Origin of the sequence: Bradyrhizobium sp. cir1 (assembly GCF_014198245.1) — a bacterium.
Lineage (GTDB): Bacteria > Pseudomonadota > Alphaproteobacteria > Rhizobiales > Xanthobacteraceae > Bradyrhizobium.
The window spans coordinates 126,482-148,240 of the sequence record NZ_JACIHE010000014.1 but is presented as its reverse complement, the minus strand read 5'-3'; the positions used below and the strand labels follow the sequence as shown (position 1 = coordinate 148,240).

The 21,759-nt window shown below is 65.9% G+C and carries 18 protein-coding genes; 4 read left to right on the top strand and 14 right to left on the bottom strand.

Annotated elements, in window-relative coordinates:
- Positions 1-11: 11 nt before the first annotated feature.
- The 9 genes from ybaK to mobB form a co-directional block, all read right to left on the bottom strand.
- Positions 12-485: a Cys-tRNA(Pro) deacylase gene (gene ybaK / locus GGD63_RS25865; RefSeq protein WP_183245974.1), complete on the bottom strand. Its 474-nt coding sequence runs from the start codon at positions 483-485 to the stop codon at positions 12-14.
- A 216-nt stretch (positions 486-701) separates the two neighbouring features.
- Positions 702-3,470: a formate dehydrogenase subunit alpha gene (gene fdhF / locus GGD63_RS25860; RefSeq protein ID WP_183245973.1), complete on the bottom strand. Its 2,769-nt coding sequence runs from the start codon at positions 3,468-3,470 to the stop codon at positions 702-704.
- Positions 3,467-5,170, bottom strand: a complete 1,704-nt coding sequence (locus tag GGD63_RS25855) for an NADH-ubiquinone oxidoreductase-F iron-sulfur binding region domain-containing protein (protein ID WP_183245972.1) — start codon at positions 5,168-5,170, stop codon at positions 3,467-3,469. Before GGD63_RS25855 ends, fdhF begins: the two co-directional genes overlap by 4 nt.
- A 301-nt stretch (positions 5,171-5,471) precedes the next feature.
- Positions 5,472-7,124: an OFA family MFS transporter gene (locus GGD63_RS25850; protein WP_183245971.1), complete on the bottom strand. Its 1,653-nt coding sequence runs from the start codon at positions 7,122-7,124 to the stop codon at positions 5,472-5,474.
- A gap of 344 nt (positions 7,125-7,468) precedes the next feature.
- A complete protein-coding gene (locus GGD63_RS25845; RefSeq protein WP_183245970.1) occupies positions 7,469-9,493 on the bottom strand; it encodes a cache domain-containing protein in 2,025 nt (674 codons plus the stop codon).
- Complete coding sequence (locus GGD63_RS25840; protein ID WP_183245969.1) at positions 9,486-10,919, bottom strand: sigma-54 dependent transcriptional regulator; 1,434 nt, start codon at positions 10,917-10,919, stop codon at positions 9,486-9,488. The genes GGD63_RS25845 and GGD63_RS25840 overlap by 8 nt, the downstream gene beginning before the upstream one ends.
- A 129-nt stretch (positions 10,920-11,048) precedes the next feature.
- Positions 11,049-11,282, bottom strand: coding sequence for a sulfurtransferase TusA family protein (locus GGD63_RS25835; protein ID WP_018643991.1), 234 nt, complete (start codon positions 11,280-11,282; stop codon positions 11,049-11,051).
- 47 nt (positions 11,283-11,329) lie between these two features.
- The gene (gene glp / locus GGD63_RS25830; protein ID WP_183245968.1) at positions 11,330-12,586 is read right to left on the bottom strand and encodes a gephyrin-like molybdotransferase Glp; all 1,257 of its coding nucleotides are present in this window, start codon (positions 12,584-12,586) and stop codon (positions 11,330-11,332) included.
- A gap of 9 nt (positions 12,587-12,595) precedes the next feature.
- Positions 12,596-13,123, bottom strand: a complete 528-nt coding sequence (gene mobB / locus GGD63_RS25825; protein WP_183245967.1) for a molybdopterin-guanine dinucleotide biosynthesis protein B — start codon at positions 13,121-13,123, stop codon at positions 12,596-12,598.
- Between the two features lie 107 nt (positions 13,124-13,230).
- Here mobB and fdhD point away from each other — a divergent pair, with 107 nt between their 5' ends.
- Both fdhD and mobA read left to right on the top strand, forming a co-directional pair.
- On the top strand, positions 13,231-14,121 hold the full coding sequence (fdhD, locus tag GGD63_RS25820) for a formate dehydrogenase accessory sulfurtransferase FdhD (RefSeq protein WP_183245966.1): 891 nt from the start codon (positions 13,231-13,233) through the stop codon (positions 14,119-14,121).
- Positions 14,066-14,743, top strand: coding sequence for a molybdenum cofactor guanylyltransferase MobA (gene mobA / locus GGD63_RS25815; RefSeq protein WP_183245965.1), 678 nt, complete (start codon positions 14,066-14,068; stop codon positions 14,741-14,743). Before fdhD ends, mobA begins: the two co-directional genes overlap by 56 nt.
- Before the next feature lie 5 nt (positions 14,744-14,748).
- Here the strand turns inward: mobA and GGD63_RS25810 are convergent, their stop codons facing one another.
- Positions 14,749-15,048 carry a hypothetical protein gene (locus GGD63_RS25810; protein ID WP_246785635.1) on the bottom strand — a complete coding sequence of 100 codons (300 nt, stop codon included), beginning with the start codon at positions 15,046-15,048 and terminating at the stop codon, positions 14,749-14,751.
- A 111-nt stretch (positions 15,049-15,159) separates the two neighbouring features.
- Here GGD63_RS25810 and GGD63_RS25805 point away from each other — a divergent pair, with 111 nt between their 5' ends.
- Entirely contained in the window at positions 15,160-15,381 is a 222-nt protein-coding gene (locus tag GGD63_RS25805; protein ID WP_183245964.1) for a hypothetical protein, read from the top strand.
- Here the strand turns inward: GGD63_RS25805 and GGD63_RS25800 are convergent.
- Genes GGD63_RS25800 through GGD63_RS25785 form a run of 4 tightly spaced genes read right to left on the bottom strand, consistent with a single transcriptional unit; the run spans position 15,348 to position 20,477 of the window.
- Positions 15,348-16,478 (bottom strand): FAD-dependent monooxygenase, encoded by a 1,131-nt coding sequence (locus GGD63_RS25800; RefSeq protein ID WP_183245963.1) that lies wholly within the window; start codon positions 16,476-16,478, stop codon positions 15,348-15,350. The two genes, GGD63_RS25805 and GGD63_RS25800, sit on opposite strands and share 34 nt — an antisense overlap.
- Before the next feature lie 41 nt (positions 16,479-16,519).
- Positions 16,520-18,481, bottom strand: a complete 1,962-nt coding sequence (locus tag GGD63_RS25795; protein WP_183245962.1) for a molybdopterin biosynthesis protein — start codon at positions 18,479-18,481, stop codon at positions 16,520-16,522.
- 1 nt (position 18,482) lies between these two features.
- On the bottom strand, positions 18,483-19,589 hold the full coding sequence (locus GGD63_RS25790; protein ID WP_183245961.1) for a molybdopterin-binding protein: 1,107 nt from the start codon (positions 19,587-19,589) through the stop codon (positions 18,483-18,485).
- 54 nt (positions 19,590-19,643) lie between these two features.
- Positions 19,644-20,477, bottom strand: a complete 834-nt coding sequence (locus tag GGD63_RS25785; protein WP_183245960.1) for a substrate-binding domain-containing protein — start codon at positions 20,475-20,477, stop codon at positions 19,644-19,646.
- A gap of 326 nt (positions 20,478-20,803) precedes the next feature.
- Between GGD63_RS25785 and GGD63_RS25780 the strand changes: the two genes are divergently transcribed.
- Positions 20,804-21,697 carry a helix-turn-helix transcriptional regulator gene (locus tag GGD63_RS25780; protein WP_183245959.1) on the top strand — a complete coding sequence of 298 codons (894 nt, stop codon included), beginning with the start codon at positions 20,804-20,806 and terminating at the stop codon, positions 21,695-21,697.
- The last annotated feature ends 62 nt before the right edge of the window (positions 21,698-21,759 follow it).

Here is a 21,759-nt window from a genome sequence, read left to right as displayed (position 1 = left end):
AGGCGAAACGCTCACGCCAGCACGTCCGCGACGACCGCCTTCAAGACATCCCTGACGTCACCGGGCTTCAGCCGCACCTGCAAGCCGCGCTGGCCGCCGTTGAGGTAGACGAGGTCATGAACGAGCGCGCTCTGCTCGATCACGGTGCGCACGGGCTTGCGCTGCCCGAACGGGCTGATGCCGCCGACCTTGAAGCCGGTGACGCGTTCGGCTTCCAGCGGCTTCATCATCTGCGCCGACTTGCCGCTGGCGGCTGCAGCGAGCTTCTTCATCGAGACTTCCTGGTCGGACGGAACGACCACGCAGACCGGCTTGCCGTCCACCAGCGCCATCAGCGTCTTCAGGACACACGCCGGGTTCTCGCCAAGCGCGGCGGCCGCCTGGAGCCCGATGCTCTCGGCATCGGGATCATAGTCGTAGGTGTGAACGGTGAAGGCAACACCGGCGGCGTCAAGCGCGCGGGTGGCGGGGGTGACTTTGGACATGGGCCACACTTACCACTGTCGTTGCGGGGCGCGAAGCGGTGTGGGGCAGGCTGGCACCACACATTCACTGTCATCGCCGGGCTTGTCCGGGCGATCCAGTACGCCGAGACGGTGGTGATTGAATCGATGGGCCGCGGCGTACTGGATGCCCCGCCTTCGCGGGGCATGACAGGAGCTTGTATGGCAAGCGTCGTGCTCGATGATGACGCTCGGCCCCTACTCCGCCGCGTCCCTCATCTCCGCGCGCTCGGCCCGTGCGGCGCAGAACTTGAATTCCGGGATCTTGCCGAACGGATCGAGCGCCGGGTTGGTGAGCAGGTTCGCGGCTGCCTCCGCGTAGCAGAATGGCATGAACACCATGTTCTCCGGCACGTCGCGGTCGGAACGGACCTTGACCTCGACGGCGCCGCGGCGGGTTTCCAGGCGAATGAAATCGCCCGGCGCGAGCTTCTTCCTGCGCATGTCCTTCGGGCTCATGAAGGCGACCGCCTCCGGCTCGATCTGGTCGAGCACCTGGGCGCGGCGCGTCATCGAGCCGGTGTGCCAGTGCTCCAGCACGCGGCCGGTCGAGAGCACCATCGGATATTCGGCGTCGGGCAGTTCGTCCGGCGGAATGACCTTCGCCGGCACGATCTTGCCGCGGCCGCTCGCGGTCGGAAAGCCCGTGGTGAAGATGATCTCGTTGCCGGGCTTGTTCGGATCGTCGGCTGGATAGGTGACGGCGCCTTCGCGCATCAGCCGCTCCCAGCTGATGTTCTTCAGCGAGGGCATCAGCTCCGCCATCTCCGTATAGACGTCGCCGGGGCCCGAATAATTCCAGGGCAGGCCCATGCGCTTGCCGATCTCCTGGATGATCCAGAGATCCTGCCGCGCATCGCCCGGCGGCTTGATCACCTGGCGCGCGAGCTGCACGCGGCGGTCGGTGTTGGTGAACGAGCCCTCCTTCTCCGCAAACGCGGAGGCCGGCAGGATAACGTCGGCATGGAAGGCGGTCTCGGTGACGAAGAGATCCTGCACCACGAGATGATCGAGCATGGCCAGTGCGTGGCGTGCATGCTGGAGGTCGGGATCGGACATCGCGGGGTTCTCACCCTCGATATACATGCCCTTGATCTCGCCGGCGTGGATCGCGTTCATGATCTCGACCACGGTCAATCCGCGGACGGGGTCGAGATCCTGACCCCACAGCTTCTCGAAAGCACCGCGCAGGTCGTCGCGGCCGACCGGCTGATAGTCCGGCAGGAACATCGGGATTAGGCCGGCGTCGGATGCTCCTTGCACGTTGTTCTGACCGCGCAGCGGATGCAGGCCGGTGCCGGGACGGCCGACCTGGCCGGTGATCAGCGCCAGCGCAATCAGGCAGCGCGCATTGTCGGTGCCGTGGACGTGCTGGCTGATGCCCATGCCCCAGAAGATGATCGAGGATTTTGCGCGCGCATATGTGCGCGCAACCTCGCGCAGTGTCTGCGCCGGGATGCCGCAGATCGGCTCCATCTTCTCCGGTGTGAACTCCTTGATCTTCTCCTTGAGGTCCTCAAAGCCCTCGGTGTAGCCAGCGATGTACTGGTCGTCGGTCAGGCCCTCGGTGATGATCGTGTTGATCATCGCGTTCAGCATCGCGACGTCGGAGCCGGGCTTGAACTGCAGATGCCTGGTCGCATGGCGCGACAGCGCCTGCCGGCGCGGATCCATCACGAACAGTTTTGCGCCGTTCTGCTTGACCGCGTTCTTGATGAAGGTCGCGGCGACCGGGTGGTTCACAGTCGGGTTGGCGCCGATCACGACGATGACTTCGGCATCCATCGCGGCGGAGAATGGCGCCGACACCGCGCCGGAGCTCAGGCCTTCGAACAGCGCCGCGACCGACGAGGCATGGCAAAGACGGGTGCAGTGATCAACATTGTTCGAGCCGAAACCGGTGCGCACCAGCTTCTGGAACAGATAGGCCTCTTCGTTCGAGCCCTTGGCCGAGCCGAAGCCGGCCAGCGCCTTCACGCCCTTCTCGTCGCGGATCTTCACGAGGCCCTTGGCGGCGATGTCGAGCGCCTCGTCCCAGCTCGCTTCACGGAAATGCGTGAACGGATTGGCCGGATCGACCTGGTCGTTGGCGTCCTTCTTCGCATTCGGCAGCCGCACCAGCGGTTTTGTCAGGCGATGCGGATGGTGGATGTAGTCGAAGCCGAAGCGGCCCTTCACACAAAGACGATTATGATTGGCGGGACCGTCCCGGCCCTCCGCATAAATCACCTTCTCGTCCTTGACTTCATAGGTGACCTGGCAGCCGACGCCGCAGAACGGGCAGAGCGAATCGACCTTCCTGTCGGCATAGGTGACGCGCGTCTGCTTGTCGTCCAGCATCACGGCCGGCATCAAAGCGCCGGTCGGGCAGGCCTGAACGCATTCGCCGCAGGCAACGCAGGTGGACTCGCCCATGGGATCGTCGAAGTCGAACACGATCTTGGCGCCATGGTTGCGGTAGGCCATGCCGATGACGTCGTTGACCTGGACCTCGCGGCAGGCGCGCACGCAGAGGCCGCACTGGATGCAGGCATCGAGATTGACGCGCATCGCCGGATGGCTGGCGTCGGTCGCCCAGCGTTCGGCGGCGGGGAAGCGGCTTTCGGTGACGCCCGTGGCCTCGGCCCAGTGCCAGAACTTCGAATCCGGATCGTGCGAGGTCTCGCGCGCCGGCTGGTCGGCGACAAGCAGCTCCATCACCATTTTCTGCGCCGACACCGCACGCGCGGATTCCGTCTTCACCTTCATGCCGACCGAGGGCGTGCGCTTGCACGACGCCGCCAGCACGCGCTCGCCCTCAATCTCGACCATGCAGGCGCGGCAATTGCCGTCGGGGCGATAGTCGGGCGCCGGCGAGTAGCAGAGATGCGGGATATCGCGTCCCTGGCGTTTGGCGACCTGCCAGATCGTCTCGCCAGGTTTGGCCTCGACCTGCTTGCCGTCGAGCTCGAACGTAATCTTCGTCATTCGGCCGCTTCCTTGAACTCGTCAGGGAAATATTTGATCACGGAGGACAGCGGATTCGATGCCGCCTGTCCGAGCCCGCAGATCGAGGCATCGCGCATCGCCTGGCTCAATTCTTCCAGCAAGGCACGGTCCCAGACCGGCTTCTGCATCAGCAACGCCGCTTTCTGGGTTCCGACGCGGCACGGCGTGCACTGGCCGCAGCTCTCGTCCTCGAAGAACTTCATCAGGTTCAACGCCGCTGCGCGCACGCTGTCCTTCTGCGACAGGATGACGATCGCGGCCGAGCCGATGAAGCAGCCGTATTTCTCCAGCGTGCCAAAATCGAGCGGGATGTCGTCCATCGAGGCCGGCAGAATGCCGCCCGAGGCGCCGCCAGGCAGGTAGGCGTAGAACTGATGGCCGTCGGCCATGCCGCCGCAATATTCGTCGATCAGCTCGCGCACGGTGATGCCGGCGGGTGCCAGCTTCATACCGGGATTCTTGACGCGGCCCGAGACCGAGAAGCTGCGCAGGCCGTGACGCTCATGGCGGCCATGCCCCTTCCACCAATCGGCGCCCTTCTCGACGATGTCGCGCACCCACCACAACGTTTCGACGTTGTTGATCAGTGTCGGCAGCCCGAACAGGCCGACCTGGAACGGATAAGGCGGCTTGTGCCGGGGCAGGCCGCGCTTGCCCTCGATGCTTTCGAGCAGCGAGGATTCCTCGCCGCAGATATAAGCGCCGGCGCCGCGCCGCATGTGCAGCGTCGGGCCGCCGGCGGGCAGCCTTGCGATCTCGCGCTCCAGGATCTCGCGCGAGGCCGGATATTCGTCGCGCAGATAGATGTAGACGTCGGAGGCCTGCACCACATGCGCGCCGATCAGCATGCCCTCGATGAAACGGTGCGGATCGCTCTCGAGATAGACGCGGTCCTTGAACGTGCCGGGCTCGCCCTCATCGCCGTTGATCGCCATCAGCCGCGGACCGGGCTCGCCCAGCACCGCCCGCCATTTGCGTCCCGTCGGGAAGCCGGCACCGCCGAGGCCGCGCAGCGAAGCATCGTCGAGCGACTTCAAAAGATCGTCCTTCGACAGCTCGCCCGAGCGCAGGCGGCCCAGCAGCTTGTAGCCGCCGCCGGCAACATAGGCGTCGTAGTCGATATAATCAGGCAGATGCGCGTGAGTGTCGCCGGCCTTCGCGGCCGCCATCACATTGGCGACGGTGGCATGGTCGACGAAGTTGTGGCCCACTTCGGCGGCAGGCGCGGTATCGCAGCGACCGACGCAGGGCGCACGCACGACGCGGATGCCGGGACCGGATGCACTCTGCAGATCCTCGAGCAGCTTCTCGCCGCCGAGCATGGCGCAGGTCAGCGAATCGCAGACGCGGATCGTCAGCGGCGCGACATCAGGCTCGCCCTCCTTCACCACGTCGAAATGCGCGTAGAAGGTCGCGGTCTCGAACACTTCGGCGAAGGCGAGCTTCATCTCGTCGGCGAGCGCGGCAAGGTGCGCGGCCGAGATCTGGTGATATTTATCCTGGATCAGGTGCAGATATTCGATCAGGAGGTCGCGCCGCCGCGGCCTGTCGCCGAGCAGCTGCTCGATCTCGTGCGCGGCGGTCGGATCGACCTGCCGCCCCTTGGGCGTGGCCTTGGCTCGCTTCCGTCCCTCGCCCGGATGTTCGAACGAGCGGACCTCGTGCACGTCGTGGCTCATCGATTCGTCTCGATCTCGTCTTTTAGAACGGCTCCAGTTTTAGCTTCTGGCATGCCAGATGCCAAGCAAATTATCATGCTCGCGGAAGCAGTTAAGCGCAGCCCAAGGGCAACCCTGGATCGCTGCCCGGACACGACCTTGCGTTCGTCCAACGCGCCAACTGATAGAACGAAGCCTGAAATTGGTCTGGAGATCAATAAAGGCTTCCCATGCTGCGATAGCGAAATCGTATCGAGCTCCGGCTCCGAGGCTGGAGCGGGAGCGCGCGCATGGTGCGCTCCCGCTCGCGATGACTGTACGATCAGAAGATCTTGACTGCGCTCTCCAGCGTCTTCCAGACACCCCAGAGCAGAGGACCGCCGACGATCGCCCAGAAGAACGCCGCCTTGATGTCAAGCCCGCCAAATCCGATGCCGTAGGAGCCGTGCGGCCCCGCAGCGGCGGCGCTGGCGCTCGCCGCCTGCAATTTGGCGACGTCGGCCTCCTTCATGTGCCACTTCGAATCGACCGGCTTGATCAGGTAGTTGCAGATCAGGCCTGCGATCAGCATCGCACAGAGGATGTACATGGTGGTGTTATAGAGCTGGTCGCGAGGCACGCCGGCCGCGAGTTGGAACTCGCGGATGTAGTTCACCACGACCGGGCCGATGATGCCGGCCGTCGACCACGCCGTCAGCAAACGGCCGTGGATGGCGCCGACGAACTGCGTTCCGAACATGTCGGCAAGATAGGCCGGCACGGTGGCAAACCCGCCGCCATACATCGACAGGATGATGCCGAAGCCGGCCACGAACAGGAGCTTCGAGCCCATCGCCGCAAAGGTCGGCGCCAGCGCGTAGAGCACGATGCCGAGGATGAAGAACGTGTAGTACGTGTTCTTCCGCCCGATCTTGTCCGACAGCGACGCCCAAAAGAAGCGGCCGCCGATGTTGAACAGCGACAGCAATCCGGCGAAGCCGGCGGCGATCGCGGCGATCTGCGCCTTCTGCCCGGCATCGAGCGCGTTGAAGCCGACGTCCGGCAGACCGATCAGTTTGCCGGCGAAGATCTCCTGAAGCATCGGCGAGGCCATGCCGATCACGCCGATACCCGCCGACACGTTGAGGCAGAGCACCCACCAGATCAGCCAGAACTGCGGGGTCTTGTGCGCGTCGTTGAGATGGACGTTGTTCTTCGAGATCATCGCGTTGGCCTTGACCGGCGGCGTCCAGCCCTCGGGCTGCCAGCCGGCCGGCGTCACGCGATAGGCGAAGGCGCCAATCATCATGAAGACGAAATAGACCACCCCCATCGTGACGAAGGTTTCCCAGACACCGACGGAGGCGGGCGTCTTGAAGTAGTTGATCAAGAGATTGGCCAAGGGCGCTCCGATCATGGCGCCGCCGCCAAATCCCATGATGGCCATGCCGGTCGCCATGCCGCGGCGGTCCGGAAACCATTTGATCAGGGTCGACACCGGGGAAATGTAGCCGAGCCCAAGTCCCACGCCACCGATGACGCCGCAGCCCAGCCACATGATCCAGAGCTGGTGGACATAGACGCCAAAGGCACCGATCAAAAGCCCACCGCCCCAGCAGCAGGCGGCGACGACGCCCGCCTTGCGCGGACCGGCGCGCTCGAGCCAGCCGCCCCAGATCGCGGCGGAGACGCCCAGCAGCACGAAGAACAGCGTGTACATCCACCCGAGGCTCGCGACCTTCCAATCGCAGGTGGTGGTGAACAGCTCCTGCCACAGCGAGATGTCCGCGCACGCCTTGCTCTGCGTGATGCCGATCGCGCGCGACAGCGGCAGCCAGAACACAGAGAAGCCATAGGCCATGCCGATGCAGAGATGGATGCACAGCGCCGCAGGCGGCACCAGCCAGCGATTGAAGCCGGCTGTCGCGATCGTGCGTTCGCGATCGAGAAAGCCGGAAGCACCAACAGGTGCAAGAACGGTATCGGCAGTTGTCATAAACATTACCTCCAAAGCGTGGCCTTATCGGCGCATCGGTTTGAGACCGCTCGCACGCGTGCTTGGCAGCCGCGCATGACCGGTCGAACTTCATGTCGAAGTGGAATCGTCTGGCGCGCATCTCGTCATGTGCGCCGAACAAGCAGCTGATCGCGGGTGATGTCCCCTCGCCTCGCAAGCAGCGTTGCAGTGACGGCTATCGCGCCCTCATCCCCCCTCAACACCCTGTCTTGGAGTGAGCAACGCGCGTGCCAGATGTCGCGTCGTGATGAATCAATGACTTCCCGCAGTGCAATGCGCCGCGCGGGACAAAATGTCCGGAAATCCGCGGACAAAATGTCCAATCAAGCCGCCTCGGGCAGCCACACTGTGAACGTGCTCCCGGAACCGACGCGGCTCTCCGACGTGATCTGTCCGCCCTGGCGCTTGATCAGCGTCTGGCTGATGGAGAGGCCGAGCCCGGTGCCTTGCCGCCGTTTCGTCGTGTAGAAGGGATCGAATATCTTTTCGATCACCTCGGTGCTCATGCCGATGCCGGTATCAGTGACCTCGATGGCGACGCCTTGATGGCCGTCACGCTCGGCATCGAAGGCGCGGAGCGTCAGGGTTCCGCCATCCGGCATGGCGTGGATCGCGTTGACGATCAGATTGACCAGCACCTGCTGCAGCTCGTTGCGATTCATCAGCACCAGCCGGCTGGCGCGGTCGTCCCTGATGACGGCGATCTCGGTCTTGTTCAGGAGATGCTGCACCAGTGGCAGACAGTCCGAAATGATGCTTGCCGGCGCATGGCGCTCGACATAGCCGGCATATTCCTCAGGCCTTGCAAACTGCAACAGCTTGGTCACGATCTGGCTGATGCGGTGAATCTGCTCGTCGAGCAGGCGGAACTCGACCTTCGCCTTGTCGGCATCGGCCCCGAACACGCTGCGGATGACGTCGAGATTGCCCTGCATCACCGCGATCGGATTGTTGATCTCGTGTGCGACGCCGGCGGTGATCTCGCCGATCGCAGCCAGCTTCTCCGACATGATGAGCTGCTTGGTGGTTGTCTCGAGCTTGAGATTGGCGTGCTCGAGGTCCCGGGTCCGCTCCCGCACGCGGACGTTCAGCTCCTCGTTCCACTCGCGGAGCTGCCGGTCGCGTTCCTGGATCTGGTCGAGCAGGCTGTCGAGATGAACCGCGACGCGGCCGATCTCGTCACCCGAGACAGGCATCTTGGTGCGGGCGGAGAGGTTTCCCCGCTCCACCTCGCCAATCGTCGCGGTGACGCGCTCCAGCGGCATGAAGATGGAGCTCGCCCAGCGCAGAAAGATCGGTACGGTTGCGGCCGTGATCGCGATGAATGCCGCGATGACGATCACCAGCGTCTGGTATTTGGCTTCGCTGAAAGGCTTTTCCAGAAAGCCGACATAGAGCATGCCGACGCGCTTGCCATAGCTGTCAACCAGCGGCTCGTAGGCGGAGATGTACCAGTCATTGACCACAAAGGCGCTGTCGAGCCAGGTGCGTCCCTCGCCCAGCACGGCCGAGCGCACCGCCGCCGAGACCCGCGTGCCGAGCGCGCGCCGTCCCTCGAACAGACGGACGTTGGTCGAGATCCGCACGTCCTCCAGGAACAGCGTCGCGGTGCCCTGGCTGCCCTCCGGCAGGCTCGCCGCGCGATAGACGAGGTCGTTGATCGTGTCGATGAATTCGAGATTCTGGTTGAGCAGCGTGCCGCCGACCAGCGCCGCGGCGCCGCCGTCAGGCAGCATCGCGCGGCTCGCCGCATGCACGACCATGCCGCGCGTCTCCGTGCTGCGATCGGTCGGCACCGCGTTCGGCGTCGGCACGAGGTCGAGGCGCGCGCGCTCAGCCAGGGCCGGCGAGATCGCGGCGAGCTCGTCATTGCCGAAAATGTCGATGCCCGTCGCCGGAACCTGACCCGACAGCGCCGACCTGATGATCGGCCAGTCATTCCTCGGTTGATGCTGCAACGGCGGCGATGAGGCCAGGATGTCGCCGCGGCCGTTGGTCAGATACAGGAAGTCGAGACCGATTTCCTTGCGGGTCTCGTCGAGCAGATCGCGCAGGGAGCCGCGCGCATCCGGCGCCAGCACCTCGTGGAAGCGGGCCGACAGGCTAAGCGCCCGGAGCTGGACGCCGGTCTTTTCGAGGATGCGGGCGAGATATTGGTGGGCGATGGTGAGATCGCCGTTCACCTTGGAGATCAAGGTCGCGTCGAATTTTGCGTTCCAGCGATAGATCGCAACGCCGAGCAGGAGCGGCAGGATGACCAGCATCGGCAAGAGCGCGATCGCGAGCAGCCGGAAGCGCACGGAGCGTCCCCGCACGGGTTCATCGCTGCGGCCGGCCGCATCAGACATCCCACAACGCGCATTTGCGGTCGATGGTCTTGCGCGAGATACCGAGCCGCCGCGCCGCCTCCTCGCGATTGCCATTGACCTCTTTCAGTACGCCGAGAATGTGACGGCGCTCGAGCTCGGCGAGACTGTCGGCGGGCGCGGACTGGCCGTCGTCGCGGGGACCGGCGAAGTCGTCGGGGAAAGCGCCGAGAATCAGCGTGCGCTCGATCAAATTGCGCAGCTCGCGCACATTGCCCGGCCAGTCATAGCTTGCGAGCGCCGCGCGCACCGAAGCGTCGATCGGGACCTGCGGCATGCCGAGCTGAGTCGACAGCTTGCTCATGAAGATGGCGGCGAGCTCCTGCACGTCGTCGCCGCGATCCTTCAGGAGCGGCAGGCGGATCTGCATCACGTTGAGCCGGTAGAACAGATCGGCTCGGAAACGGCCCTTCTCGACCTCTTTCTGAAGCTCGGCATTGGTTGCGAAGATGAAACGCAGGTCGACCGGGACCTCGCGCTCGGAGCCGACGGGACGGACCCGGCGGTCCTCGAGCACGCGGAGCAGCTTGCTCTGCATCGGCAGCGGCAGCTCGCCAATCTCGTCGAGGAACAGCGTGCCGCCATGCGCATACAGGAACAGGCCTTCGCGCCCGGAATCGGCGCCGGTAAAGGCGCCCTTGATGTGTCCGAACAGCTCGGCCTCGATCATCTCGGGCGGGATCGCCGCGCAATTCACAGGCACGAAGGGCTTGTCGGCGCGGTCGGACAGCGAGTGGATCGAGCGCGCTGCCACTTCCTTGCCGGTGCCGGATTCGCCGGTCAGGAGAACCGAGGTCGGCAGGCGCGCGACGCGTGCGATGGTCTCGCGCACGCGCAGCGTCGGCGCCGACTGTCCGATCAGATTGTCGCGCAGGAAGGTGCGGTCGGACGAGGCGCGCAAGGCGTAGCGCAGGACATAGTTCTCGCGCTGGAGGCGGACACGGTCGAGGCATCGCGCCACCGCGTTGAGGATCTGGTTGGAGCGGAACGGCTTGAGCACGAAATCGGCCGCGCCGGCGCGCAGGGCCTGGATCGCGGTGTCGAGATCGGCATAAGCGGTGATCAGGATCGCGTCGGCGAAAAAGCCGACAGCGCGCTGCTCTGCGAGCCAGTCGACGCCATTCTTGCCCGGCATGATGTTGTCGAGAATGACGACGTCGTAGCGGTTGGAATCGAGCTTGCGCGAGGCCTGATCCGTGTCGGCCGCCTCGTCCACCAGCTTGCAGCGCGGCGCAAGGGTGCGCACCAGGAAATTCCGCATGCCCGGCTCGTCGTCGACGATCAGGATGGAGGCCTGCGCCAGTGCGCTGAACTCGGGACCTGTGGCCGTCTTCCCCAGCTTGACGGCCGGCTCACGGGCCGCCGCGGAACCTGCGGCTGCGCTTGCCTTCGATGTTGAGAAAGTCATGCCCGACGTCTTAGGTTTGAGATCATCCACCGCAACAACCCGTGCCTTTTCGCACTGCAGCGAAGCTCCGGCCGTTTCCCCCGTGGGGCGCAGCATAGTCAAGCGTTGCGGCGGTGAACATTCGCCTTTCTACGGGCCGTCGCTCTTTTCGACCAGGAACACGATGCGCGCCTCGTTGCGCTCGGTGATCTCGACCTTGTCGCCGGTCTCGCGGATCAGGTTGGGGATGTCGATCACCGAGAGGGGATCGGTGCAGTGGACCTCGAGCTGGTCCCCTGCCTTGAGCGGCTTGAGCGCCTTGCGGGTCTTGAGGGCCGGTAGCGGACATTTCAGCCCGGTGAGATCGAGTGTCGTCCTGGTCATCGCGGCAACATGGCGGGGCGGGCCGGCGCCGTCAACGCGTGGGGGCATCAGGTCAGGCCGGCGTAGGGCAGGAAGCCGACGCTCTGCCCAGGCTCGACGCCTGTGACGGCTTCACCGAGCTCGACCAGGCCGTCGGTCTCGACCAGCGACGACAAGATCCCCGCACCCTCGCGCGGAAACTTGGTTACCTCGAGCGCACCGTCCTGCCCCTTGCGCAGGAAGACGCGGACATATTCGCGCCGACCTTCCTTCTTCCTGTAGGTGAAGGCGGCACGGACGGGGATCGGAACGATCGGCTCCGGGAGGGCCCCGGCGAGCGCCAGCACAGTCGGCCGCACCACATGGACGAAGGTGACGAAGCTCGCGACGGGATTGCCGGGCAGTCCGATCAGCGGCGTGCCGCCGATGATGCCCATCGCCACGGGACGGCCCGGCTTGATCGCCATCCGCCACAGCACCAGCGAGCCGACGCTCTCGACCGCCGCCTTGACGTGGTCCTCTTCGCCGGTCGAGACGCCGCCGGTGGTGAGAATCAAATCGTGCGTACCTGCAACCTGCTTCAAGCCGTCGGCGAGCGAGGCGCGCTCGTCGCGCAGGATGCCGAGATCGCTGATCTCGCAGCCGAGCCGGCGCAGCATCGCCATCAGCATGAAACGGTTGGAATCGAACAGCTGCGAGGCGGCGCGCGGTTCGCCGGGCGAGGCCAGCTCGTCACCCGTGGAAAACACCGCAACGCGGATGCGCCTGACGACGTCGAGCCCGGTCAGGCCGAACGCCGCGGCAAGTGCGACATGCTGCGGCCGCAAGCGTTGGCCGCCGCGCAGCGCTACCTGTCCCTGCGGAATGTCCTCGCCGGCAGGGCGGACATTCGCGCCCGGCTTCAGCCCCGGCGGCAGCACGATCCGGCCTGAAGCATCGATGCGGACATCCTCCTGCATGAAGACGGTTTCGGCCTCCGGCGGCATCGGCGCGCCCGTGAAGATTCGCGCGGTGTGGCCGGGCTTGATCGGCGTTTGCGCAAGACCGCCGGCCTGGATGCGGCCGTCGAGCGGGAATGCCTGCTCCGCAGCTTGCGGAAGGTCTGCGTTGCGCACGGCGTAACCGTCGACCGCAGAGTTGGTGAACGGCGGCAGCGGCAGGGGCGCGGCAATATCGCGCGCCAGCACGCGCCCGTCGGCATCGACGAGTGCCACGGTTTCCAGATCGACAATCGCGTTGACGCGCGTCGTGATCAGGCCAACGGCCTCGTCGACCGACATCATCGGTCCGCCAAAGGCAAAGCAATCGTCTGACAGTTGCGCCATGGTGCCTCGTCAGCGTGTCGCGGCGCTTCTTGCCACCGCTTCCTCGACTGGCATCGCCGCACGCAGCAGCAGCGCGGCCACGGCGGGGATATCATCGAGATGGACGGTCGGCAGCCGGGTTTCAACCGCCGCGTCGGTCGCGATCCCGGCAATTCCGGGGTCGTCGGGAAACAGCAGCGGCTTGCCGTTGGCGGCCCGATACACCTCGATCTTGCGATGCGGCTCTCGCTTGAATCCCTCGACCACGACGAGATCGACCGCGGAGAGTTTGCTCAACAGTTCCGGCAGGCGCGGCTCCGCCGCGCCGCGCAATTCATGCATCAAGGCCCAGCGATTCGAGGAGGCCACCAGCACCTCGGCCGCCCCGGCCTCACGATGGCGCCACGAATCCTTGCCGGGCACGTCGACGTCGAACTGGTGATGCGCATGCTTGATGACGGAGACGCGCAGGCCTTGCGCGTTGAAATGCGGGATCAGCCGCGTCAACAGCGTGGTCTTTCCCGCACCGCTCCAGCCCGCAAGGCCGATGACTTTCATCGTAACTCGATCTCCGCCAGCCGCACGATGCAGCCGGAACCGCCTTCTCCATCGTCTTGAGCATGCTTATATCGGCTTGACCCGAATGTCATGCTAACCTCGCGGCCATGATGAAGATCGACAAAGCCCCGGTGCCCCTGATCGTCCCCAACCCGGACGACCCGCGCCTGACCCAGAGCGTGGCCGGCACCGACCAGACCGGCGCCAGGGTCGAGATCAAGGTGCCGATGGAGCGGCCGCTGACGCTCTACCTGAACGCCCAGGAGATCGTCACCATGATGACGATCGGCGACTATCCGGAATATCTGGCGCTCGGCTACCTGCTGAACCAGAATATGCTGAAATATAATGACGCGGTCACCGAGGTCGAATACGACGACGACCTCCAGGTCGTCGTGGTGCGCACCGAGCACCACACCAATTTCGAGGCCAAGCTGAAGAAGCGTACCCAAACCTCGGGCTGCGCGCAGGGTACCGCCTTCGGCGACCTGCTCGAAGCCGTCGAAAGCGTCGCGCTGCCGAAGGCGGAACTGCGCACCTCCTGGCTCTACCAGATGACGCAGACCATCAACACCATGCCCTCGCTGTACCTCGAGGCCGGCGCGATCCATGGCTGCGTGCTGTGCAAGGAGGGTACGCCGCTCTGCTACACCGAGGACGTCGGCCGGCACAACGCCGTCGACAAGATCGCCGGCTGGATGTACCGCCACGGCGTCGATGCCTCCGACAAGATCCTCTACACCACGGGACGCCTCACCTCGGAGATGGTGATCAAGACCGTGCGCATGGGAATTCCGATCCTGGTGTCGCGCTCCGGCTTCACGGCCTGGGGCGTCGATCTCGCGAGGCAGGTCGGGCTGACGCTGGTCGGACGCACGCGCGGAAAGCGCTTCATCGTACTCGCGGGCGAGGAGCGCATCGTCTACGACCAGAACCTCGCTTATGTCGAGGAAGAGTCGGCCAAGCACAAGCGCAAGGGTGAAGGTGGTGACGACTGAAATTCCGCCGACGCAAGGCGTGCTGCTCGCCGGCGGCCTCGCGCGACGCATGGGCGGCGGCGACAAGCCGATGCGCACGATCGGCGGCCGCACCATTCTGGAGCGCGTGATCGCTCGCCTGTCGCCCCAGTGCAGCGGGCTGATCCTCAACGCCAACGGCGATCCCGCCCGTTTCGCAGCCTTTGGCCTGCAGGTCGTCGCCGACGACGTGCCCGGCTTTCCCGGACCGCTCGCCGGCATCCTCGCCGCGCTGGACTGGACCGCGGCGAACCGGCCTGACGTCGCATGGGTGCTCAGCGCCGCCGGCGACTGCCCGTTCCTGCCGCGCGATCTGGTCGCACGCCTGCACGAAGCGCGGAAGCGGGAGAACGCGCAGCTCGCGGTCGCAGCTTCCGGCGACCAGTCGCATCCGGTGATCGGCTTGTGGCGTGTTGCCCTGCGCGACGAGCTTCGTCACGCACTGGTCGTCGAGGACCTCCGCAAGATCGACCGCTGGACCGCGCGCTATCCGCTCGCGACGGTGACCTGGCCGGCTGAGCCGCTCGATCCGTTCTTCAACGCCAACACGGTCGAGGACATCGCCGAGGCCGAGCGGCTGGCCGTGCTGGATGACGCGTCGTAGCAGCCTTACGATTTGGGAAACTCGTTGAGGAGCTGCACCCAGATGATCGTGAAGGCGATCAGGCCGCAGAGGCCGACGGCTGTGGTGAATCGCGGGAGGCGCCCGATCGCGACCAGCAGCCAGGCCGGCAGGAAGAACAATCCGAAGACCATGCCGAGCGGGAACACCGCGAGCCATTGAAAGCCGGTGCCGTCGCCCGGCGGGACATGAGCGATGAAATAGAAGGTATAGAGCCAGAACAGCGTCCCGGCAGCCGCGACGAACGCGGCGATCTTGCGGAAATTCAGAGGGGGCGATGCGGTCATGGCCTGGCTCATATTTCTTGGTCGCGGCGGCAGCCTCCGGAGTTCATGGAGGGATCGAACCGGACCGAGGTCGGCCGCGACCACTGCTAGGGACATACCCCCTGATCAACCATGGCCGACTCGCTCCTCAATGCCATATTCGCAGTCGTCGACTTCGTGTTCGATCTCTCGGCCACGATCGACAACACGAAGCGGCTGAGCAAGCCTGACATCGTCGAGGTCCCGCCAGACCCGAAGCCGCTGCCACCCGCCGCGCAGCGCGCACTTGCCGAAGCCGAGGAACGTGAGCGCAAACGCGATCAGGCCGCCAGCGGCACCGACCAGGCATCGTAGCCGTAGACCCAGCTCGTATCGGTCCGCTCCTTCAGCCAGATGTTGGCGCGCGAGGTCTCCTGCACCCGCGTCGTCCGCCCTTTCCGCGTCGCCTCGAAGCAGCGGAATGCGTCGGCAACGCCGTCGCGATCGACACCGTCGAGGCAGCGTGAGAGTACGGCCGCGTCCTCGATCGCCATGGCCGCGCCCTGCGCCATGTAGGGCGTCATGGGATGGCAGGCATCGCCGAGCAGCGTCACCCTGCCGTCGGCCCAGCGATCGAGCGCCTCGCGGTCCATGATCGCCCATTTGTGCACATCGGGGCACGCGGCGAGCACCTGACCGACCTGCGGATGAAAGCCTTCGAAGGATGCACGCAGATCGCGCACATCGCCTTTCGCCGACCATGACTCGATACGGAAATCCGGCTCGGGCTGGCTGGTGACGAGATAGACCTCGCTACGGTCAGGCTTGACGTAATAGATCACGATGTGGCGGTCCTCACCCCACCACTTCGTGCAGTCGTCGATCTTCTCCCCGCCGAGCAGAGCGGCCGGATATGTGGTGCGGTAGGCGATGCGGCCGGTGAACCTGGCCGGCGCGGTATCGAACAGGATGTCGCGCACCGTCGAATGCACGCCATCCGCGCCGACGACGGCGTCGGCAACGGCGCTGGTGCCATCGGCAAAGGTCAGCCGGACGCCATCGCCGGTGTCATCCAGGCCGACCAGCTTGTGGCTGAGCTTTACCGGTTCATTCGGCACTACGCTCGCCAGTGCCGCGTGGAGATCGCCGCGGTGGGCGAGCAGATAGGGCGCGCCGAACTTCGCCTCCGCGCTCTCGCCGAAGATCATGTCGAACTTGACGTCGCCGCTCTTCCAATCGCGATTGTTCCAGGACCGCGGATAGAAGGACTGGCTGCGCATTCGCTGTTCCAAGCCAAGCGCGCGCAACACCTTCATGGCGTTGCAGCCGATCTGGATGCCGGCGCCGATGCGGGCGAATTGGGAGGCCTGCTCGTAGATCGTAACGTCGACGCCGACGCGTCTCAGCGCCGCGGCGGTCGCAAGCCCGCCCATGCCGGCACCAACGATCGCAACCGAAAGCGGCCTTGCCATCGCGTCCCCCACCCTGTCGCACGGCTTGAGCGCCGCGTCGTCTACGCGGGCCGGAAGCCTGCTCGCACCAGCGCCGCACGCGCCTCGTCCGAGCCGAGCGCGTCGAGAAACGCCTGCACCGCCGGACGGTCTTTGCGCGCCGTAACCAGCGCGAAGTCATAATGCTCTTCCGCGAGCGGAATGAAACCGAGGCCGGCCGCATGGGCGACCGGCGCAATGGTCATGCCCCAGTCGGCGCGGTGCTGCGCAACAGCCGCGGCGACGGCGTTGTGCGAACGCGGCTGGTTCCAGTAACCCTCGGGGCGTGCGCCGCCGAGCAGCCGGTCGATCAGGATGCGCGTGCCCGCGCCCTGGTTGCGGTTGACCATGATGCAGGCGGGATCGGCGAGCGCGGCGGCAACAGCATCCTTTGCGCTCAGGCCCTCGAAACGCTTGTCGCCCTTGCGGAAGACGATGCCCTGCATCCGCCGCCAGCCCGGCACGAGCTCGAGCCCCTCGACGAGATAGGGCGTGTTGTAGGTCTCGCTCTTGTCGTCGAACAGATGGATCGGGGCGAGATCGCATTCGCCGCGTCTGGCCGCCGCAAGGCCGCCGAGGCTGCCGACCGCGATCGAGCGCACAGTCAGGCCGGCATGCGCGAGCTGTGCGGTGACGAGATCGAGGCCGGTGCAATGGCTGCCGACGACGACGAGGTCGGGCACCCGCACATGCGGCGTGAACAGCGTCACCTCGGTTTCGGTCCCGGCCGGCATCTGGTCGGCGAGCGCGTCGATGCGCAGGAATCCATCCGCCTGCGCGAAGGACGTGATCGCACCGGAGCCCTTGCCGGAGGGATAGGCGATCAGGCCATGCTTGCCGTCGACCAGCGAGACCATGACGAACTCGGTACGGCCAAGCTCGGAGGCGATCCGGACCGGCACGGTCGCGCTGACTTTGGCATCGGAGCGCGGCGGCAGGCCGGCCATCCTGCGCAGCACCGGCACGATCATGTCGTGAAAGGTGAACATCGCCGAGGTCGGAAAGCCCGGCAGGATCACCACCGGCTTGCCGTCGCACACGGCGAGACACAGCGGCTTGCCGGGCTTGAGCGCGACGCCATGCGCGATGATGCCGGGCGCGCCGAGCCGGCCGATGATGCGATGGGACAGGTCGCCCGCGCCTTTCGAAGTGCCGCCCGACAGCACCAGCATGTCGGCGTCTTCAAGCGCGCGCTGCATCGCGGCTTCGAGCTTGGCTTCATCGTCGGGAACGGCGCCGAGGAAGATCGCCTCGCCGCCGTTCTCGTCGATCGCGGCAGCGACGATCGCACCGTTGGTATCGTAGATCTCCGCGGGCGCGAGCGCCTCGCCCGGCTGGACCAGCTCGTCGCCGGTGGAGATCACCGCGACACGCGGCTTGCGCGCAACGATCACCTCGGCAATGCCGCAAGCCGCCAGCATGCCGATCTCGCGCGAGCCGATGATGGTGCCGGCGCGCAGCAGCGCCTCGCCGCGCGCGATGTCGGAGCCGGCGTAGGACACGAACTGCCCGGGCGAGACGGCACGGCGGACGTCGATCGCACCAGGGCCGGCCGGCTGGGTATGCTCGACCATCACGACGGCGTCGGCGCCGCGCGGCAGCGGGCCACCGGTGGCGATCGGCGTGGCGGTGCCCGCGGCGACCTGCATCTTCGGCGCGGTGCCGCAGTGGATGGTCTCGGCGTTCAACGCAAGGCTCCTGGGTGCACCTTCGCCGGCCGTCGCGAGATCGGCCGAGCGGACGGCAAAACCGTCGACGTTGGAACGGTCGAAAGGCGGCACGTCGATCGACGCAGTGATGTCCCCGGCGAGTGCCGCACCGAGCGCAGCAGCGAGCTTGCGCACCTCGCTCGGAAGCGCCCGCGGGAACAGGGCCGCCTCGAAGCGCGCCAGGGCTTCCTCGCGCGAAAGGATCTTGAGGAACTGCTCCTGTTCGAGCGCGCTGCGGCCTTGCGATTGCGGGATCATCGACATGCCGGAACCCATATCACTCCTGCATCAGATAGGCATCGACCGGCGTAGCCGCCGCAAATCCCTCGTGGCGGGCGGGAATGATCAGCCATGCATCCGCACGGGCGATGGCCTGGAGCGGCCATTCGCCGACGGCAAGCGGCATCCAGGCACGATGTTCCTCGGCCAGCAGCGCGACTTCGGCGATGCCGACTGAGGATGCGATTTTTCGCGCGAGCGGCAGCGTCATTTGCCGGCGCGGCTGCCGTACCGACAGACGATCGACGAGCGGAAGCACCAGCGCTAGCCAGGCCGCAAGCGCATGATCCGGCGAGCCCGGCAAGGCAACCACGGGAACCTTGCCAAGCCGTCCGAGCGCAGCGGTGCGGCCGGGCTGAAGCGCAATGCCATGGGCGAGCAGCTCGCCGCGCCGGGCCAATGCAGTCACCGCGGCATCCCGGCGACCGAGGCCGCTGCCACCCATCGTCAGCAGCAGGTCGCAAGCGGACGCATCGAGCACATCGGCGATCGACGCTTCATCGCGTGCGGCGGCCTCGAGCGCCTTCACATCCAGTCCTGCTGCACGGGCGAAGCCGGCGATCATATGCGCCGTCGTCGTCGCGCCCGGCACGTTGACGATGCGCAGCCGCGGTCGCCGCACGCTCAGCCTGTCCACCGCCGCGACGCCCGCGAGCAACAGGTCGGCCGGACCGACCGGGTATCCCTCCACGCCGGCCGTCGTGCCAGCGGCAATGTCGGCTCCGGCGCGCCGGATACCCTGCCCCGGCACGCCCTCCGCGAGCACTTGCGCAAGCGGCCCCGATACCTCCACGGCGTCGGCGTCGAGCACACAGTCACATCCCTCCGGCAAGGCATCGCCGGCATCGACCCAGACGGGGGCCGTCGCCAAAGGCAGCGGCGCATAGGCGGACGCGCCGACGAGATCGTTGGCGCGCAGCGCCCAGCCGTCCGCGGCAGCGATATCATGAGGCGGATAGACCGCAACCTGCGGCGCGCCCGTCGCGACGCAGCCAATGGCTTCGGACAGCGGCAATGCGACCGGCGCGACCGGATCAACGTCCCGCAGCAATGCGGCGAGTGCGGTGTCGAGCGGCGTCAACGATGGCGGCAGGCGCTGGGTCATGCGCCATGATGGACCATGCATCGTCCGGTTTGGCAACTGCAGGAGATGAGGATCTCAGCCGCCCGTCTTGTCCGCATTTGGAAAGAACAGCTGCTGGCCGTCGACCTTGTAGGCAGCGATCGCAGCCTGTCCCTCCGGCGAGACCAGCCAGTCGACGAACGTTTGCCCCAGCTCCTTCTTCACGTTCGGGAACTTCTCGGGGCTCATCAGCATCACGCCGTATTGGTTGAGCAGCCGCTTGTCGCCTTCGACGACGACATCGAGATCACCGCGATCGCTGAAGCCGATCCAGCTGCCGCGGTCCGACAGCACATAGCCGTTCGCGGCGCGCGCGGCCTCGAGTGCCGCGACCATGCCCTGCTTGGCCTCGCGATACCAGGCACCCTTGGCGGCGGCGGTGTCGATGCCGGCGACGATCCAGAGTGCGAGCTCCGCAGCGTGGGTGCCCGAGCGATCGCCGCGCGTGACGAACGGCGCGCCCTTGGCCTCGATCGTCTTGAGCGCGGTCGCGATGTCCTTGCCCTTGACGCCGGCGGGATCGCTCTTCGGGCCAACCAGCACATAGTCGTTGTACATCACGTCGAAGCGCTTCACGGCAAAACCGTCGGCGACGAATTTTTCCTCCTGCGGCCGCGCATGCATCAGCACGACGTCCGCCTCGCCCTTTCGCGCGCCGTCGAGCACCTCGTCGGCACGCCGCGCGATCACCCTCACGTCGATGCCGGTCTTGTCACGGAAGATCGGCAGCAGATGATCGAGCAGGCCGGATTCCTGCGTCGATGTCGTCGTGGCCAGCACGATCGCACGATCCTCCGCGAAGGAGCCCGTAACACCCACAGCAAGGCCGCAGAGAAGCGCGAATGCAACGGACAGGCGGCGAGCGGCCATGAGCTGGTTCCCTTCGTATGACGCGATCATGATGACGGATTGCGCCGCACTCGTGACGTCATCGCGCTGCCGTTCGGGATATTTCGGCAACGCACGAAGCGGCACGGCGATCGCAAACCGCCGATCGCATGCACGTTCGCGACAGCCGCAAGGCCCGCACCATTCGAGCGCTTGAGGATCGTTCACCAAAGCAGAAATCGCGCGCGCGGATGTGTTGCAAAGCAACGAGATCATCGGGCATGGTTCCCGCGGACACAAAATGAACTGCAGAATTCCACCTGCGACGAACGTCCAAAAAGAAGCAAGAATTTGCATAGGAATGCAGGATGGAATTCCTGACGACCAGTGAAGCCGCTGACTATCTCCGACTTGGCGAACGCAAGCTCTACGAACTGGTCACCACCGGTGCGATCCCCTGCAGCAAGGTGACCGGTAAGTGGCTCTTCCCCCGGCACGAACTCGACCTCTGGGTCCTGTCGGGCCTCGCGCGTCCGGCAGGCATGCTGACCACCGAGCCGCCGCCCGTCATGGGCGGCAGCCAGGACGAGCTGCTGGACTGGAGCCTGCGCGAATCCGGCTCTGGCCTCGGCTCGATGAGCGAGGGCAGCGCGCGCGGACTCGAGCGCCTGCAGCGCGACGAGGTAATGGCCGTGGCCGTGCACTTCCACAGCCTGGACGCCGCCGGCAATCTTGCCGCCGACGCCAGTGTGACCGCGCTGCAAAACGCTCCGGACCTGCATGACGCGCTGCTGGTCGCGTTCGTGCGCCGCGAGCAGGGTCTCGTGCTGCCGCCGGGCAATCCGAAACGGCTGCGCGGCCTCGCCGACGTGCTCGCGGTCGGCGCCAGGATGGCGATGCGACAACAGGGCACGGGCGCGCAGATGCTGCTCGAGGCGCTGCTGAAGCGCGCGGACGCCACGACGCGCGATTTGCGCCGGGTGGAGACGCCGGCCCACACCGGGCCGGATCTCGCCGAAATGGTCCGCGCCGGACAAGCCGATTGCGGGATCGCGACGCGCGCGGCGGCGCGCTCGGCCGGCCTCGATTTCGTGCCGCTGGTCTGGGAGAACTTTGATCTCGCGATGCGGCAGCGCAGCTATTTCCGCCCCGCCATGCAGGCGCTGATCCGATTCCTCAACGAACGACGGCTGCGCCAGCGCGCCGAGGAGCTGACCGGCTACGATCCCTCCCCGGCGGGACAGATCCGCTTCGCGGCCTGACATTGACGCCGGCCCCCTAATAGTTGCAAAAGAAACCAATTCAGCCGGGCCGCACCCGGTAA

What these genes read in the sequence shown, in the direction of transcription:
- ybaK (WP_183245974.1), bottom strand. Translation starts at nt 485, where the DNA reads ATGTCCAAAGTCACCCCCGCCACCCGCGCGCTTGACGCCGCCGGTGTT.
- fdhF (WP_183245973.1), bottom strand. Translation starts at nt 3,470, where the DNA reads ATGACGAAGATTACGTTCGAGCTCGACGGCAAGCAGGTCGAGGCCAAA.
- GGD63_RS25855 (WP_183245972.1), bottom strand. Translation starts at nt 5,170, where the DNA reads ATGAGCCACGACGTGCACGAGGTCCGCTCGTTCGAACATCCGGGCGAG.
- GGD63_RS25850 (WP_183245971.1), bottom strand. Translation starts at nt 7,124, where the DNA reads ATGACAACTGCCGATACCGTTCTTGCACCTGTTGGTGCTTCCGGCTTT.
- GGD63_RS25845 (WP_183245970.1), bottom strand. Translation starts at nt 9,493, where the DNA reads ATGTCTGATGCGGCCGGCCGCAGCGATGAACCCGTGCGGGGACGCTCC.
- GGD63_RS25840 (WP_183245969.1), bottom strand. Translation starts at nt 10,919, where the DNA reads ATGACTTTCTCAACATCGAAGGCAAGCGCAGCCGCAGGTTCCGCGGCG.
- GGD63_RS25835 (WP_018643991.1), bottom strand. Translation starts at nt 11,282, where the DNA reads ATGACCAGGACGACACTCGATCTCACCGGGCTGAAATGTCCGCTACCG.
- glp (WP_183245968.1), bottom strand. Translation starts at nt 12,586, where the DNA reads ATGGCGCAACTGTCAGACGATTGCTTTGCCTTTGGCGGACCGATGATG.
- mobB (WP_183245967.1), bottom strand. Translation starts at nt 13,123, where the DNA reads ATGAAAGTCATCGGCCTTGCGGGCTGGAGCGGTGCGGGAAAGACCACG.
- fdhD (WP_183245966.1), top strand. Translation starts at nt 13,231, where the DNA reads ATGATGAAGATCGACAAAGCCCCGGTGCCCCTGATCGTCCCCAACCCG.
- mobA (WP_183245965.1), top strand. Translation starts at nt 14,066, where the DNA reads ATGTCGAGGAAGAGTCGGCCAAGCACAAGCGCAAGGGTGAAGGTGGTG.
- GGD63_RS25810 (WP_246785635.1), bottom strand. Translation starts at nt 15,048, where the DNA reads ATGACCGCATCGCCCCCTCTGAATTTCCGCAAGATCGCCGCGTTCGTC.
- GGD63_RS25805 (WP_183245964.1), top strand. Translation starts at nt 15,160, where the DNA reads ATGGCCGACTCGCTCCTCAATGCCATATTCGCAGTCGTCGACTTCGTG.
- GGD63_RS25800 (WP_183245963.1), bottom strand. Translation starts at nt 16,478, where the DNA reads ATGGCAAGGCCGCTTTCGGTTGCGATCGTTGGTGCCGGCATGGGCGGG.
- GGD63_RS25795 (WP_183245962.1), bottom strand. Translation starts at nt 18,481, where the DNA reads ATGGGTTCCGGCATGTCGATGATCCCGCAATCGCAAGGCCGCAGCGCG.
- GGD63_RS25790 (WP_183245961.1), bottom strand. Translation starts at nt 19,589, where the DNA reads ATGACCCAGCGCCTGCCGCCATCGTTGACGCCGCTCGACACCGCACTC.
- GGD63_RS25785 (WP_183245960.1), bottom strand. Translation starts at nt 20,477, where the DNA reads ATGGCCGCTCGCCGCCTGTCCGTTGCATTCGCGCTTCTCTGCGGCCTT.
- GGD63_RS25780 (WP_183245959.1), top strand. Translation starts at nt 20,804, where the DNA reads ATGGAATTCCTGACGACCAGTGAAGCCGCTGACTATCTCCGACTTGGC.